The organism is bacterium, from assembly GCA_021371935.1.
Taxonomy (GTDB): Bacteria; Armatimonadota; UBA5829; order UBA5829; family UBA5829; genus UBA5829.
In genome coordinates this window covers 25349-41117 of record JAJFVF010000014.1, presented here as the reverse complement: position 1 = coordinate 41117, position 15769 = coordinate 25349, and the positions used below count along the sequence as shown (strand labels likewise).

Here is a 15769-nt window from a genome sequence, read left to right as displayed (position 1 = left end):
TCTCTTGGGGCGGTTCATTGACCGATTGTCCCAAGGATTGCAAAAGAGTAAATTCCCGCCAGAATGCATCCTGCCGCAATCGCGATTGAATAAGGCATATATCCTGCCCTCTGAGTCCAGAAAGATGCGGCAGGCAAATGAGCCGCCCAGGCTGCCACAGTGCCGCGTGCCCACTGCGTGACAATCCGTCTTCTCGCCATAATAATCAAAGCCATAATGCCTCCGGCCACCGCTCCGAAAAGCATCGTCAAGCCAACGAATTCAGCTCCCATCAAGGCTCCCACCGCCAAAACCAGTTTTGCATCTCCGGGGGTCATCCATCTCGTAATCACAACCAGAGCAAGAACGATTGATCCAACTGCCAGTCCGCCCAACGCCGACAACACTCCCTGCCATCCGTCTCCGATACCCCAAATGATCATAGCGATGGCAATCGTGGGCAATACGAGCTTGTTGAGAATCTTGCCCCGTGTAACATCCGTATAGACCGAGACGCTCAGCACAACAACCAGTATGCCTATCCGCGTCAGTTCATAATAATTCATGTCATTGACTCTCCCGGCCACATTTTTGCACTCTGCACTCCATTATAATTGTACCCGTACGAAGTCACCATTGTCACATCTATAGCAATATTTGTGCAGGTGATATAATGACAAACAGTGCGGACAATTGACTCGGATGTAGATTGTATTGTCGAGGTCCGGAAGCGCTATTTTTTCCGATCTCCGAACGTTGAAGCAGTCTCTGTGAGGTGTTTCGCCAAGTCCTGGATAGCTCTTGCGGACGGGCACCTGGGGTTGTCTTCGATAACGGAATGTCCGAAGTTGTTCGCCTGCGTAATTTCAGCGTCTTCGGGGATACTCAGGAAAATATCTTTTTCCAGCAGAGCCTCCAAATCATTCCGTTTGACCTTATCACCGCGTCCGACGCGATTTGCTACGATCAACACCGCGTTTTCTTGCACGTATTGGGGGGCTATAAGATGAAGAAATTTGAATGTGTCGGTCGCACCGGTTATTTCCTTAAGAGTTGTAATCATCAGGAAGCGCCAACATTTCGAGAAGATCTTAATGGTTTCCGATTGAATAGCCGATGGTGTATCGACCACAATGAAGCGATATTTCGTGCGTAAGGCTTTTATTACATGTTCCTGCAGACTGTCGGTGATCGTGCCCGCAGGCACCGGTTTATCCGCGGTCAGCAGGATGTCTGCACCGGAGCTGTGGTGAACGATCTGATCCAGGATGAGGTCATCGTCTATTTCGCCGATGACTTCAGTGAGGTCGGTAAGAACTCTAGCAGGCGTAACTCCCATCAGGCTGGCGACATCCCCAAACTGGGAATACGCGTCCCAGATAACAACACTGCCCGGATTATCTTGTGCAAGAGCAACGCCGAGGTTGATCGTAATAGTGGTTTTACCTATGCCACCTTTGGCTCCACTCACCGCAATCAGGCGTGCCCATTTTTTCGGATCTGTTGCTTTGAGATAGTCCATAGAGTTCTTGACTGCATCCAACTCTTGCAGCTGTTCAATAATTGAAACGAGACTATTCGGGTCTTGTGAGCAAGCAAGCACCTGTCGTACACCCAGCAGCATAGCCTTGTCAATCTTGTCCTGATCTATATGCTCAACAATAAGAATGATGCGGCTTTGCGGACACACCAGCCCGATATAGCTGCAGACTTCTTGCCATGGCATCATTGAGGATTCGCAAATTATTACCACCGCCGGCAAGAGTGACGCTGCCAACTGCACTGCTTCAAATGGTTCAGTAGCATGCGTAACATTCTCTATAACATCGCTGCTTTGAAGCACATCCTGTATGAGGCGCCCGAACTCAGAATCGCAGGAGTGCACCAATACCGAAACCGAATCATTCATGTGGCATAGTCCTTCTCTGTGCGAATAATACTGCTTTTACCCAAAAACACAGAGTATGAGGGCAAACCGATATTCGGCGTCAAGTCACTTCTTTCACAGCGGCAATACAACGTTTACTAACGAAATGCAAGTGCACGCCACATGTGGGTTACAATCAAGAAAATCGACGCAGATATATGTGAGTAATCTCTCGAACTCCAGCATCTTGGGCTAGTGGCACTGTGAGATTTATGCCATCACACATCTCGAAACGCCAAAATCGCAAACCACACCTCTTTTGACGTATGGTCCTATCGATTATAGCGACCTGACGACGCGCTTTATGCATCTGCCGAGTGCAGAACTTTGAAGCGCTCGTGCCAGAGGAATCCTGGCTAATTGCCATGCAAGTTTGAGAGTTGATGTGGCATATGCAGCGCTATACAGACTTGATTTCTTTAGCTTCCTCCAAGCCCATAAGCCTAGTTTCCATTCAAGTGCACACGCAGCGCACCACCTCTCAAAAATCATTAACTCGAACGTGTTTGATTCACGCAGACTCGAATGCCTGTTGGCCCCGACCAGCTTGCAGAGCCACTGCTCGATCTGTTCGAGATAGCTGCGCGATGTCTTGAAACATGATCTGTGAAGAGCAAGGTGAAGCTCCATCTCATCATCAGTCGGATCAATGCCCATATCTCGAAGAAGCCGTTTGTGCACAAAACCTGACCAGCGCTCCACATCGCCTTGAAAAGCAAAGGTCGCTTGTGTTGGATATGTCCTATAATGCAGTAGGATTTCGGGAATGTTGGCCATCTCACAGCACCGGGAAAATCTTGACCACAGCTCATAGTCCTCAGCCTGTTTAAAGTCTGGATCGTAGTAAAGACCCTCACGCTCTATCAGGTCACGCCGCATCATGACCGACGGGTGCACTATGGATGGCCAAAAAATTAGTTTGCTCTTGATCTCTTCGGATGTAATCGGTGTCCAGCTTATGCTGTTCGTATATCCGAAAAGCCTGCATGCCGTTCCGCATATCCCGACATCAGGATGAGCCTCCATAAAGTCTAACTGCGTTTTCAATCGCTGCGGCATGCTGATGTCGTCACCATCCATGCGGGCGATGTATTTACCCGCCGCGGCTTCCAGCCCTCTGTTGAGCGTCACCGCTAGCCCTTTATTTTCCTGATGGAAGATGCGAATTCTGTTGTCGACTTTGCCGTATTTGTCGATAACATCTGCCGAGCCGTCAGTCGAACCGTCGTCGATGATAATGAACTCGAAATCGTCATACTGCTGCCCGAGTATACTGTCTATGGCTTCCGCAAGATGATGAATCGAGTTATGCACACCCATCAACACTGAAATACCAGGCTTGGCGCTCATTTGGTCATATCCTTTGCCATGAGTCCGGCACGATGTCCTTGGAGTCTTTGTGTGGATCATTGAACCACTTGGCCGGCGCGATCACGATCTTGCCGGAATTGGATGAAAGCCACGCCCCCCACCAACTAAAAGAGCTGTTCGCAATGATATGGTGTTTACATCGGCTCATAAGACGGAGGTCCTCATAGTCTCTATCCTCGCCGTTGTGGTCTATGAAGGTGATAGGATATTTCAGCTTCAGATTGTCTCGACACCACTCGATATCATCCGAGAACACGAAGAAACGCGGGGCTTTAACCTCGTCCATAAGCCGCTCAATGGCGGATTCGTAATAATCCGGCGCACAGACTCCATGAACCTTGTTGAACGCAGCGTTGGAGACATAATCTCCGCGCCGTATATGCAGGCTGACCGATTCCGTCTGATCAATATCGGCCGATATGGACCGGTTGATCTGGTCCTGAGGATTTCTCACCGTAAACTCGCTGCGCAAAATGTCCTCGATATCCTTGAAATATTTCTCGCTCTGCCAGTAGCCGTCAAGATAGACATTATCTGTTTTCTTCAGAGCCATGGGGCTGAAAACGCAGCCATGCTCGCGCACTATGGACTTCTTGTGCATATGTAATCGGCTGCGAAGAGCACGCTCCAACCGCCCGATGAGGCTATGGTGTTGTCTGCCTGCCAACGATGCTGTTTCAACGACGGAGGCGATATCCTCGACAACATTGAAATTGTTGAGCCGGTATTGCCGACCGTCCATATAATTTGCCGCGTAATACGAAATATCCAGCTTTAGCTCCGCTCCGCCCACATGAGCCTGCCTGCGTCCGAACGCATATTGAAACAACTGATTGCCTAGTCCTCCAGTCAGGCGCACTATTATCATCAGACAGATATCCTCCAGCCGACTTCAGCGAGATCCCCTATCCTCTTGCTGAGCATGATTCGGCAGACAGTCTCTGATACGTTATCGACTTTGTATTCGGCAGGTATTCTCCATGCGCATCCGCCGCCAGTCACAAGAGAGACACTGCTGAGGATTTGCTCCGGGTCGACGCCTGCCAGCATGTTGGACCCGCACTCAACGGTCTCGGGACGTTCGGTCACATCGCGGATTGTAACATTGGGGATTCTTAATATGCAGGCCTCTTCCTGCACGGTACCGCTGTCGGATATTATGCAGAATGCAGCCTTTTCCATCTGGATGAAATCAAAGAACCCCAATGGCTCGACAAACCTTAGGCCACTGTGCCCTATATCGATTCCGAAAGACTCCACTTTGTCTCTGGTGTGCGGATGAAATGAGCAGACGACCGGATATTTATAAGTTTTACGTAAAAGCGCCATGGCCTCCACCAGGGCTTTGAGCCTCTGATAAATATCGACGTTCTCCGCACGATGCATGGTCACCAGGAAAAACTTGCCTTCAGTGAGACCGTAATCGTTCATCACCGTGCTCGACGCGATCTCTTTTTCGTAGTGATCTATGACTTCATTGATAGGGTTGCCTATGACGTAAATTTGTTCGCCGGATATGCCTTCTTTGAGCAGATTCTCACGGCTTCGATGAGTGTAAGGCATCAGAACACTGCTCGAATGGTCGATCACACGTCTGTTGACCTCTTCGGGGACACGGTCGTCATAACATCGATTCCCGGCTTCCATGTGATACACAGGCATGCCCAAACGCCTTGCGACCAGGGATGCAAGCCCGCTGTTTGTGTCTCCCAGAATCAACAGGCGATCAGGATGATATTCGCGAAATGCCTTCTCGCTCTGCACGATGATTTGACCCACTTGATCCGCAAAACCTGTGCCCTTGATCCCTAGACTGACATCTGGATTGCGCAGACCCAACTCGCGAAAGAAAATACCGCTGAGCCTGTCATCATAATTCTGGCCTGTATGCACAAGAACGTGGTCCGAACATTTATCAAGCAGCTTGATGATCAGACTTAGGCGAATGACCTCCGGCCTTGTACCCAATATAGTCATCACTCTCAACGCAATATCTCTCCAAACTCTACCCGGCAGTCTTCCAGCATCAGCCGCCGAGTCTTAAGAAGAACGGCTGTCTCATCGAGAGTCATCACACGGTCCGCCGAGCTGTATTCCTTTTCCAAACAGCACTGCGCGCAGCCATCTACCATAACTTCAGGAAGCATGGGACAAATGGCATACCACTTGTCTCGACTTACGGTGCGATACGCCTCTTCGTCACTGACCATTATCTCGTGGATTTTCTCACCTGGTCTGATACCCGTAATTGTTATCTCTACGGGTCTGTCTGCTATGAGAGCCTTTGCGACATTGGTTATCAACGCAGATGGAGCACGCGGCACATACGTTTCGCCCGGATTTGCACCGCTGATCGCGGCAAAGACCGTATCCACCGCATCATCCAAGCTGAGCAAAAATCGCGTCATCTCAGGAGTGGTAATGCTCACCGGACCTCCTTGGAGTATTTGCTGGTGAAAAAGCGGAATGACCGATCCTCTGGATGCGAGCACATTACCATAACGGACGCAGACGAACCGTGTCTGCGGACAACGCATATTAGCCTGGATGAGCACCCTTTCCTGAATGGCCTTGGTCATGCCCATTACGTTAACCGGCTTGCAGGCCTTGTCGGTCGATATCCCGACGACGACCTCGACTTGCAAATTGTTTTCACGAACAGCACGAACAATGTTCTCCGCGCCCAATATGTTTGTCTGAACTGCCTCATACGGAAAGTACTCGCAGGTCGGCACCTGCTTGAGTGCCGCAGCATTGAATACGACATCGGCATCTCTGAGCACTGCGGCGACGGAGTTCAGATCTCGGACATCACCAATCTGGAACTCGAGTTTGCGCTGGAAGTTGCGATATATCAACTCATCGGTCGCGGCGATCGTGTTCTGATATTCCATGCGCATGAAGTGCTGCTTTGCCTCATCGCGTGAAAAGACGATGATCTTATCGGGCTCGCCCATCTCGCCGCCGAGGAGCCTTTTGACCAGCACCTTGCCCAATGAACCAGTCCCACCGATAATCACGAGTCGTTTGCCGTCGAATGTTTTCATCGGTTCCTCCAGTCCTCATATGGAGTCGGGTCGCCTGCCATTTCACTGATGAGTTCCGACCACGGCGGAGCGACATAGCCTGTGGCCGATCTGAATTTATCGCCGATCATGCTCCGGTCGCAGCACTCTTCATCGTCCGGAACGATCTGTGTGTCCATGTCATACGCATCGCGCAGCAGGCATAACAACTCATATTTGCTAATTGTGCGGCCTGTCAGCTGGTAGAGGCCAGAGAGTGTCGGGTAGTCGGCAATCAAGTCCGCGACCAGTTCCGAAAGATGATTAGTCGTCACCCCTGAATATAATGCCTTTCTGTAGCCGTGCACACACTTGCCGCGTTGAGCCAGAAACCATTCCAAAAGAGACCTGAACTGCGAAAGCTCTCGACCGATAATCGATGTGCGGAGCGTGAGAGCGTTATCATCAATCAGTTCGCCGAGAAATTTTGATTTGCCATAGAGGTCTTGAGCATCCGAATGGTCATTCTCCGTGTAGCTGCCATGCAGACCGCTGAAGACACAGTCAGTGCTGAAGTGTATGACTCTTCCATTCCATTGTGCGGCAATCTGAGCGAGTTTGTGAGGCAGAAGTGAGTTCAATGTAATGCTTGGAATCGGTGCATTTGCTTCCGATCTCTGTTTTACGATTCCGATGCAGTTTACAATAAATGCGGGTCTCCACTCACATAACTTCTTCTCAAGATCGGCAATGTTTGTGGCATCCACACGCTCGTATACATATCCGTGCCGGTATATGTCTATTTTGCTGTAAAATGGATCATCCAAGCGGCCCAAAACACTGCATGACGTATCCGGATATCGCTTCCGCAAGACCTGAAACATCTTGTGCCCGAGCATTCCTTCTCCGCCGAGAACCAGTATAAACATCCGTGTCTCCGATTTATATGCAGCCTCTCGCCCAGACAATATATTCCGCCAGCCCATCAATTATTGAGACCACAGGCTCGTAACCGATCTGATTTCTGGCGGCAGAGATATCGGCCATGCTATGATAGACATCGCCGGGGCGAGGATGCGTATAATTTATTTTCGGCTCGATGCCGGATAGGCGTATCAGATGTGAGATAAGTTCGTTGATAGTGATCTTTGTGCCGCTGCCGATATTGAACACTCCGCAAACTCCTGGGCTGAGGGCAGCTTTGATATTAGCCTGAACAATGTCATGGACGTTGACAAAATCACGGGTCTGCTCGCCGTCACCGAATACTGTCAGTGGCTGACCACGCAGCATGCGAAAAGCAAAGATAGGGATAACGTTTCCGTAGGCATCATGATATTGACGCATGCCGTAAACATTGAAATAGCGCAGACACACGGTTTCGATGTCATATAGATTTGCGTAGGCAAGGCACTGTTTTTCCATACACAGCTTGGTGCATCCATAGGGCGAGCCGGGTTCCACCGGATGGTCTTCGTCGAGTGGAATACGCATGGGCTCACCGAATATTCCTGCCGATGACGATGCAATTATCTTGTGAACGCCAATTCTACGCGCCGCTTCGAGTATGCGCAGAGTGCCGATAACATTTATCTCCGCATCATCTGCGGGATGGTCTATAGAGCGTTTGTTACCCACCGATGCGGCCAGGTGAAAGACAACCTCAGCACCCTCCATAGCCCGAGATACTGCATTTTCGTCTCGTATGTCGCCCTCTATAAAGCGTGCCTGTGGATATGCTTCAAGGTTTGACCGATAGCCGGAAGACAGATTATCCAGAACAGTTACTATATGTCCGCCAGCGAGCAGTTGTCCGGTGAGATTTGAACCGATGAAACCAGCCCCGCCCGTAACTAAGGCTTTCATATATCCCCCAATTGGAAACTAACGGTTACGCTGCCGGATCGACTCGGCTTTATCGCTGCAGCGACTTCTTGATGATTCCCCCTTAGTCCCCTTCCAAAACTAGAATAAAGCGTGGCGAGCTGTCGCTTTATTGTCAACAATTGCGCTTGATGCTGCATTCACCAATGATCTGCGAAACGACTCACATACGATTGACACTTCGTGATTGGCTTCGGCGACTTGTCTACCCCTGGCTCCCAGCGATGCCCGCAAGTCCGTATCAGTCATCAGACGGCGCAGCCCACAAGTAAGCAGCGCACTATCACGCCTGTCTATAGCCATGCCGCATCCGTGAGATTTGATATATTCCATAGTGGATGCTTCTACCGGTCCGTAGGCAAAGATGGGAATGCCTGTCGCCATCATCCATGGCAACTTGGATGACATCGAGTAACGGGTGTATTCGATTATATCCGGCTCGAAGCTCTCGACATGGATAAGACAGTCGATCGGCGTATGGCTTGTGTTTTTGAGTTTAATCTCATCTATGGAAGCAGGGCGGACTGCCGGATGGTTCAGCAGGCATGGATCAATTGCACCGCGACCGTCCTGTGCGTATATGACGATCTCACCCATAAATCCCTGACTTCCCAGATCCATTAGAGCCTCAGCGATATCGAGCAGCGGGCTTACACGTCCCAGATGAAGACCGCCGATGTATGCAAAGACCATCGGGCTGCGAACGCTTGGATTTGGATATACAGGATGAGTGTGTGTGTCCACACAGCACATAAAAGGGACAAACGGGCGTCCATAACGCCGCTGATATTCCTTGGACATCGCAGCGCCTATCGACATTCTGACTGCAGATTTGCGTATCAGGAACAGTGAATCACGCACCAATCTGATTCTGAGCGGATCAGTGCACTGGTTTCGGTCAAACGGAGTCCGCATCCAGTCGTCCATAAAGTGCGGGACCGCCGGTATCGAGAATTGCCTCGATACATCCAGGACCAGTCTGGTTATGTATGGGTCTTCCAGCGCTGAGTAAATGACATCCGGATTGAAATCGGATATCCATTTGCGCATTTGAGCAGACAGTTCGTGTGACGAGTAACGCGCCAGGGCAAGAATCACACGCCTCAGCACTCTTGACGAGCAGGGTTCCGAGATGATCCTTTTGCACACGGCAGGCATGCGCAGATGCTCACGTCTGAGCTGCCATGACGACTTGAGGCATGTCATAGAACTTGAGTCGTGTTCGTCCAGATGAATTTGCGCAAGGTGGTCACTGGGCCAGTTGCGAAACAAGCTGGCCATCGTCAGACCTGTCGCGCAGTTTTTTCCGATGGGTTGGGAATTGATCGAAAGCACGCGAGGATACGTCAGCCTTAAATGTTCCGGTTCGCTTGCGCTCATCGGCTTACCTTGAGTCTCGACACATCACTGGTCAGCCTGCTTTTACGGCGTTGAGTGCGCGCCGCCAGACCCAAAGATATTCCGTAAAGCAGGCATAAATAGATATTCAGCGTCGGAAACGACATCCATGCCGACAGACCGATCCATCCTCCAAATGTGCAAAAAATAAAAGAGACGCATGTAAGTTGCAAAGGTGCAGCTTCCCTGCCTGGACTGCTTTTTGCAACTGCAGCCGCCCAATATATTGCGCCCACCACAAGCACCAATAGTCCCGCGATCCCCACCGAAAGCAAAACGTCGATAAAGCCGTTGTGAGTGACTTTTGCACCCTCGAACAAAGGATATAATCCGCTGCCCACCCATGGGCTTTCAGCGATGCGCGAAGGAATCTCCTTCCACATCTCCAGCCTGCCGGAGCCCAAACGATCGGCTATGGTCAAAACACTGCTGTTTGCGCCTTGTACGTCTGAATACGAAATCCACCGAGTCGCAAAAATGTTTTGGATTATCACTACCAGGTTGCCGGTTGTTGCAATATTGACAGCCAATGCCAATATTCCGACACACGCCGCGAGCATTGCAAATCTGCGTACCAAAAGCTGCCGCATGCCATGGCCAAGGATAGCCCAAGTGATTCCAAGACCCAAAATCCCTAATGCCGTGCTGACAATCATTCTTTTCTCAAATGTGAGCAGCATCTCCAATGAGCAGGCCAATATACCTATTGCGTTTTGCTTTCTGCCTCTATCACCAAGCAGCCAAACTGAGAGGTAATAAAAGAACCCAAACGCAACAATGTAATGATACGGCCAATACATTGGACCCAGCAGACTATTATATGAGAACCCCATCATGCGCAGCGCGAACGAGATGACTGAAGCTGTTGCACCTGCAAGCGCGAGATTGTGCAGCAGGATTGCAGTGGTGTGCAGATCGCGTGTAAACCATATGCCCATACATATCCATACCGGCAGCATCATTAATGGAATACATGAAAGCAGGGAAGGATCGGTGTCATATCGGCTGACGTGTATTCTCTCAACTGCAACAATTATCAGCATCAGTAACGAAAGCAGCAGCACTTTGGACATATACTCCCGCTCGATCGCATCCCATTTCCTCGATTTACGCCTGAGAAGCCACCACGCAGGCAGCAGTGGAAAAAGTAGAATGTTGTTGAAGTATGTATGAACCAGCGGAGCAACCGCCATAATTGCTGGGAGTCTGTTGAAATACCACTCGTGCATCAAACCAGAGTAGATCAGCACTATAAGCACGAGATTTTGCATGCGAAGCAGACTGGAGAGATTGAGCGTGGAATGATCCCTATAGTCGCAGTAGTTCATCGTATACCCCCCCAACACGCGCTGCAGACGTGGTGGCATCGAACAGTCTTTTTGCCTGCTGCAGGCCGCCTTGTCCCAATCGGTCGCGCAGACCGGCGTCACTCAAGAGCCTCTGCACGGCATCAGCAAGCCCACATGCATCTCCAACATCCACAAGCAGACCTGTCTCTTCGTGACGGACCACTTCCTCCACTCCGGCTATCCGAAAGCCGACGACCGGCTTTGCCATCGCGCCTGCTTCCATAACCGTGCGGGAAAAATGAGGCTGAATGTGCGGGACACATACGACATCGCTTGCGGCAATCCATTTTTCGATCTCATATGAAAATTCCCCGCCTATGATTCGCGAGCGCAGGCCGTTTTTTGCCGTCATCGCAGCCAATTTGTCCGAGTACCGATATCGGCCCAGCAGCCATGCGGTGCGTCTGCGTACATTCCAAACCCGCTCCGCCGGCAATTGTGGAACCTTAAACGAAGGCATCAGGCAGGCTATATCGGGTTCGTGCTTGCATACAAGACTCATCGCCTGCAAAAACTCATGGAGCCCTTTGACCAATGGAACGGTCCCTCCTGCAAAGAGCACGACCTTTGATTCTTCCGGGACTCCGAGCTGCTTTCGCGCCGAACGCTGATCGTGACGGCAATCAAACTTGCCGAAATCGACAGGATTATAAATAACTACCCCTTTGCCCTGCTCGATGTGCAGGCGATCCAGATTGTCTTTACATATCGCGATTACCTTATCGGCATGGCTTTCCAGCAAGCCGCGCAACCAGTTTTTGCGCAGACCCAGGTATCCTTCGAGCACTGGTTCGCGAACATGCACCACCGTCGGAACACCTAAATCATGAGATACGCGCGCATACGGAGCCAGTGTGAGCGAGTTGAGATGAACCAGGTCGGGTCGGATATCTTGGATTGTTTGCTTGAAGCGTGACATGGCGGGACCATAGTCGGCAAACCATGATCCGATTCCCCGCCAGCCAGAGTATCTGAGGAGATCAAATTGACCAAGGGTAGTGTGCGCAAAACGCTTGAGTGCACACATGCAAGTATCGAAACCGCTGTCTGTGAACTTTTTTATGACATCGTTATCTTTCTCGGCGCTGCACACTGTGCACTCATAACGATCCTCATCGAGAGCCTGTAAAAGGTATAACAGACTCAGGAAAGCTCCTCCGAGTGCACTCCCATGATGTACAAACAGAATGCGGGTTCTCATATCGGCGTATAGTCCCCCTGCCGCTCGAAATCCGGCCAGCAGAATGTGCGTGCTCTCTCCAGCGACCTCTCCCTTTCCGGGTTTGCTATACATTCAAGTGCATATCCCGCATCAATGCACAGCGTGCCCGTAACTTTAAGCTGTGTCAGGACATTGACTGCGCCGAGCCCTGCTGCGACCAAAACCACATCCACCGGCAGTTTCACATTTGAAAGGTCTATGCGGTCATAAAGAGAGCGGTTCATGGTTATCTGAACGAATTGCACGTCCTGTGCGTCTTCGCGCCTGAGTCCGGCTTCAATGCGCCGTGCTTTTGCATCGTCATAACTTGTAACCACAAGGACTCGCCGTCCGCCGAGAAGTTCAGAGCGACCGGGACCGTTCAAAAGGCCATAGACGAAATAGAATGGATAGTAGTTTTGCGGAGTAAGTTCGATCCGGTTTCTTCTAAACCATCTGGTCATAGGGATAAAATACTGCTGGCAGAACTGGTTATCACGATAAGTGAAATGGGGACATACGAACCCAACTTTGGAGACCTCGCGCAGCATCATGGGGTAGCTCTTCCTCAACTCCACCCACTCCTCATTGGTATATATCCCAAATCCCCAGGGGCTGTTGTTGTCGAATCCTTCTCTGCACTTGTTTGGCCTGATGACTTGTTTGAGCATGCTCAGGCTCCGGCGCTTGATATATCTCAGCGCATCCTCATGCCGCGCCCTGATGGGGTCGAGATATCGGCCCAGAACAAATACGAAGACCCCATCGCCCAGGCGGCATACAGGAAGGTAGCGTTTGCCGATGGCATCGGTAACACCGGCCACAAACTCACGATACCATTCAGCGCAATCATTCGGCTCCAATGACAAAGCGCGAAACATGCCTGCCGGATAGCTTTTCTCGAAACCGGGTATCACGAAGTCGATATTGTAGGGCATTGCCCGCCTGTAGTCCGCCATGAGATCACCTCAGATGCATATATCGGACAATCGGACGCATCATGCAATTGCAGCGACACCTGATGCTCTTGGATATATGGCTCAGCGTCAGGCGTTTCGCATCCAAATGGGTATCAGCCGGCAGTTCGTCTGTGAAGCCTCTTTTAGAAAAATCCATATCGATCCCATGAGACCTAAACAAGTCCACGACCACGTGTCGCTCCCAGCGTCCGTGCCTAATCCCGCTCGATACATACGGAACAATGGGTGGAATTTTGCCCGAACTTAGCCAGTCCTTGTTGACGCACATTATAAGATCGTCCATTTTTTGAGCGCGAATGGACCCCCATATCTCCATGTCCCATGCAGACTCTCGAGAGCGCAAATGTCCGCGCAATCCAGTCGTATCCCACAATCCCGCTTGCAAATTGATGCGATAATCGGCCTTGCGATCCACATTCCACAACATCGGGTCATCAGTGGTATGAAATGGCCCGGTTTTCGCATATTGAGTCAAGCCGATATGCGTGCACTTCATTCGCACCATCACATCAACCAGCGATTCGATCTGCCCGGCATCCACATTGCCGCAGAGGAAGAAATCTTCAAGAATCATCAGGACAGTCGGTGAATCCACCCGGCTCAGGCTTCGAATCATGCACTCGCCCCACGGCAGTGACCTGCCTCGAAGACTCTTACCCACCTTCGCGCAGTCTATCTTCAACTGGCCATATGAAAACTCTTTTTCTTCTGTTGTGAGCAAAATACGCTGCCTGCAGTCCGGCCAATATTTTGAAAAGAGCTTGAAGAACGGATACCAGACGTCTTCGTATGCGTCGCATGTGCTCACGATAATTGTGTAGTCGGTGCTCATATCTTTCCATCCAGTGAATTTTGAACTATGGAGAGCAGCACAGGCTCCTGAGTCTGCCACACCATCTGCCTGCGGGCGGCATTTAGAGCCTCTCGCCAAGAATCCTTTGGCCTTTCGAGCACTTTGGTGACCGCCGCGGCAATCGAGCGGGATGATTGCTCATCAAAACATGTGCCGATATCATACTCGGCAAGGGCATCATGAAGAGGAGGAAATGCCGGAACGATCACAGGAATGCCTGCAATTACATAATCGCTGAGTTTACAGGGTGCGCAGTAATAATTGTTGAGATTTATGGGGGCGTACATGAGCACTCCCGCATCGGCATCTGAAACCAAAGCCAGCAAGTCTTCATGAGCAACCGGCGGCAGAATGATACATCTATCTGCTGCCGGACTTGACGCTATGGCTTCCATCAACTCCTGCCTGTAGCCTTCGTAAACAGGTCCGATAAGAGCAAGCACGCTGTTGGGCGGAAAATACTCGACAGCCCGCACCAGTTCGACCAAATTCCTCTCCTGCTGGATGGATCCCTCATAGACAACAACCTTCACATCCTGCGATACCCCAAGCCTGTGTTTGAGAGTCCCAGCCGGGCTCACTAGGCAGGAACGCATGTAGTTTCGCACGACAACCGGCTCGACACAGCATCTGCGACTGTGCCTGTAAACGGACGCTCTGTATTCATTTTGCGTCACGACAGCCGCCAGGGATGTCTTGTTTTGCAGCAGATAGTCCTCGATCTTTCGCCATTTCGAAGATTTGCTGAAGCCGCTGTTGTCCTCACCCCACATCTCGAACGGGTAATAAATCAACGGAATCCGATGAAGCCTTGCCCCAATCAGGCCGATGAGCGCCGTATCGGGCATGCTGGCGACAATGAGGTCATGGCGTGAAGCGAACAGTCGAAGAGCCATCCGCACGAACGGGTTGCATTTCAGGCGTCCGTATGCAAAGACCGCCGGAAAATATCTGTGAGTATAGGATGCATCGGCTGCAGTATCGATCCATCGACTGAAGCAAGTATCATATATAGTGACGTCATAACCTGCCTCGGCCAGCGATGCGATTGCCTGCCTCAGTATACAGTTATCCTTATACGGAAATGAGTAAAGCCATGCTATTGACCGGCGAGTGCGTTTAGTCATCCCATGCCTTTCGATATGTGCAGATGGTCAAATAACCCTCATAGTGCTTGAACGAGTTTATCAGCCTGAACCAGAGCCATGTCTTTTTGTCTGTCAGGAACGAAAAGCTGTTTGCCACGTCGCAGGTTTCCCGGCTGACCGAATATATGCCACCTATTTCTTCAACTTCCCGAGAAAAATCGAAGATCAAATATTCATCAGGGTATTTCCAAGTGCCCCTGGCTTTTTCAATCGCGTAAGCATGAGCATAGGGGGTTGAATAATGGTTCGGCACTGCTGCGATAATGCAGCCTCCAGGTCTGGTTATTCGTGCCATTTCGCGCAGCGCATTTCTCCGTTCTTCATATGCAAAATGCTCAAGGACTCCTGCGTTAAACACGACGTCGAACACGCCATCGTCAAATGGCATGTTGAATAAATTGCCGTGCACATACTGCGCATGCTGACCCGCATGCCCGAAGAGAACTTGTGAGACTTCGAGCGCACTGGGTTCCATGTCGAGCATCACTCGCCTCGTCTGCTCGCCGACAAGCAGACTTGTCACGCCGTAACCGCACCCCGCTTCCAACACGCTTCCGCCCTCTGCAAGCTTGCGCACTCTGTCAGCCAGGATGAGTTTCCATTTGTTCGGAGACTTGAGCATGTCGGTGACATTGGAAGCGGTATTCGATTTGTAGAAAGCGCTCCAATCCATA

Annotated in this window: 15 protein-coding genes; all 15 read right to left on the bottom strand. The window is 50.7% G+C overall.

Translation table 11 applies throughout. From position 1 onward, the window contains the following. Positions 1–14 precede the first annotated feature (14 nt). On the bottom strand, positions 15–545 hold the full coding sequence (locus LLG46_12075) for a prepilin peptidase (GenBank protein MCE5324037.1): 531 nt from the start codon (positions 543–545) through the stop codon (positions 15–17). A 167-nt stretch (positions 546–712) separates the two neighbouring features. Beyond that, positions 713–1888 (bottom strand): AAA family ATPase, encoded by a 1176-nt coding sequence (locus LLG46_12070; GenBank protein ID MCE5324036.1) that lies wholly within the window; start codon positions 1886–1888, stop codon positions 713–715. Between the two features lie 297 nt (positions 1889–2185). Next, complete coding sequence (locus LLG46_12065) at positions 2186–3256, bottom strand: glycosyltransferase family 2 protein (GenBank protein ID MCE5324035.1); 1071 nt, start codon at positions 3254–3256, stop codon at positions 2186–2188. A 4-nt stretch (positions 3257–3260) separates the two neighbouring features. Next, positions 3261–4145, bottom strand: a complete 885-nt coding sequence (locus LLG46_12060) for an alpha-1,2-fucosyltransferase (protein ID MCE5324034.1) — start codon at positions 4143–4145, stop codon at positions 3261–3263. After that, positions 4145–5263, bottom strand: coding sequence for a UDP-N-acetylglucosamine 2-epimerase (non-hydrolyzing) (gene wecB / locus LLG46_12055; protein MCE5324033.1), 1119 nt, complete (start codon positions 5261–5263; stop codon positions 4145–4147). Before wecB ends, LLG46_12060 begins: the two co-directional genes overlap by 1 nt. Beyond that, positions 5260–6324 carry a polysaccharide biosynthesis protein gene (locus tag LLG46_12050; GenBank protein ID MCE5324032.1) on the bottom strand — a complete coding sequence of 355 codons (1065 nt, stop codon included), beginning with the start codon at positions 6322–6324 and terminating at the stop codon, positions 5260–5262. The genes wecB and LLG46_12050 overlap by 4 nt, the downstream gene beginning before the upstream one ends. Continuing rightward, positions 6321–7211, bottom strand: a complete 891-nt coding sequence (locus tag LLG46_12045) for an SDR family oxidoreductase (protein ID MCE5324031.1) — start codon at positions 7209–7211, stop codon at positions 6321–6323. Before LLG46_12045 ends, LLG46_12050 begins: the two co-directional genes overlap by 4 nt. Positions 7212–7224: 13 nt before the next feature. Then, positions 7225–8148, bottom strand: a complete 924-nt coding sequence (locus tag LLG46_12040) for an NAD-dependent epimerase/dehydratase family protein (protein ID MCE5324030.1) — start codon at positions 8146–8148, stop codon at positions 7225–7227. A gap of 99 nt (positions 8149–8247) precedes the next feature. Beyond that, positions 8248–9546: a hypothetical protein gene (locus LLG46_12035; protein MCE5324029.1), complete on the bottom strand. Its 1299-nt coding sequence runs from the start codon at positions 9544–9546 to the stop codon at positions 8248–8250. Continuing rightward, on the bottom strand, positions 9543–10892 hold the full coding sequence (locus LLG46_12030) for an O-antigen ligase family protein (protein ID MCE5324028.1): 1350 nt from the start codon (positions 10890–10892) through the stop codon (positions 9543–9545). The genes LLG46_12035 and LLG46_12030 overlap by 4 nt, the downstream gene beginning before the upstream one ends. Continuing rightward, positions 10873–12114, bottom strand: a complete 1242-nt coding sequence (locus tag LLG46_12025; GenBank protein MCE5324027.1) for a glycosyltransferase family 4 protein — start codon at positions 12112–12114, stop codon at positions 10873–10875. The genes LLG46_12030 and LLG46_12025 overlap by 20 nt, the downstream gene beginning before the upstream one ends. Further along, positions 12111–13073: a hypothetical protein gene (locus tag LLG46_12020; GenBank protein ID MCE5324026.1), complete on the bottom strand. Its 963-nt coding sequence runs from the start codon at positions 13071–13073 to the stop codon at positions 12111–12113. The genes LLG46_12025 and LLG46_12020 overlap by 4 nt, the downstream gene beginning before the upstream one ends. Before the next feature lie 4 nt (positions 13074–13077). Continuing rightward, positions 13078–13926: a hypothetical protein gene (locus LLG46_12015; protein MCE5324025.1), complete on the bottom strand. Its 849-nt coding sequence runs from the start codon at positions 13924–13926 to the stop codon at positions 13078–13080. Further along, positions 13923–15074, bottom strand: a complete 1152-nt coding sequence (locus LLG46_12010; protein MCE5324024.1) for a glycosyltransferase — start codon at positions 15072–15074, stop codon at positions 13923–13925. Before LLG46_12010 ends, LLG46_12015 begins: the two co-directional genes overlap by 4 nt. After that, the gene (locus LLG46_12005) at positions 15067–15768 is read right to left on the bottom strand and encodes a methyltransferase domain-containing protein (protein ID MCE5324023.1); all 702 of its coding nucleotides are present in this window, start codon (positions 15766–15768) and stop codon (positions 15067–15069) included. The genes LLG46_12010 and LLG46_12005 overlap by 8 nt, the downstream gene beginning before the upstream one ends. Between the last annotated feature and the right edge of the window lies 1 nt (position 15769).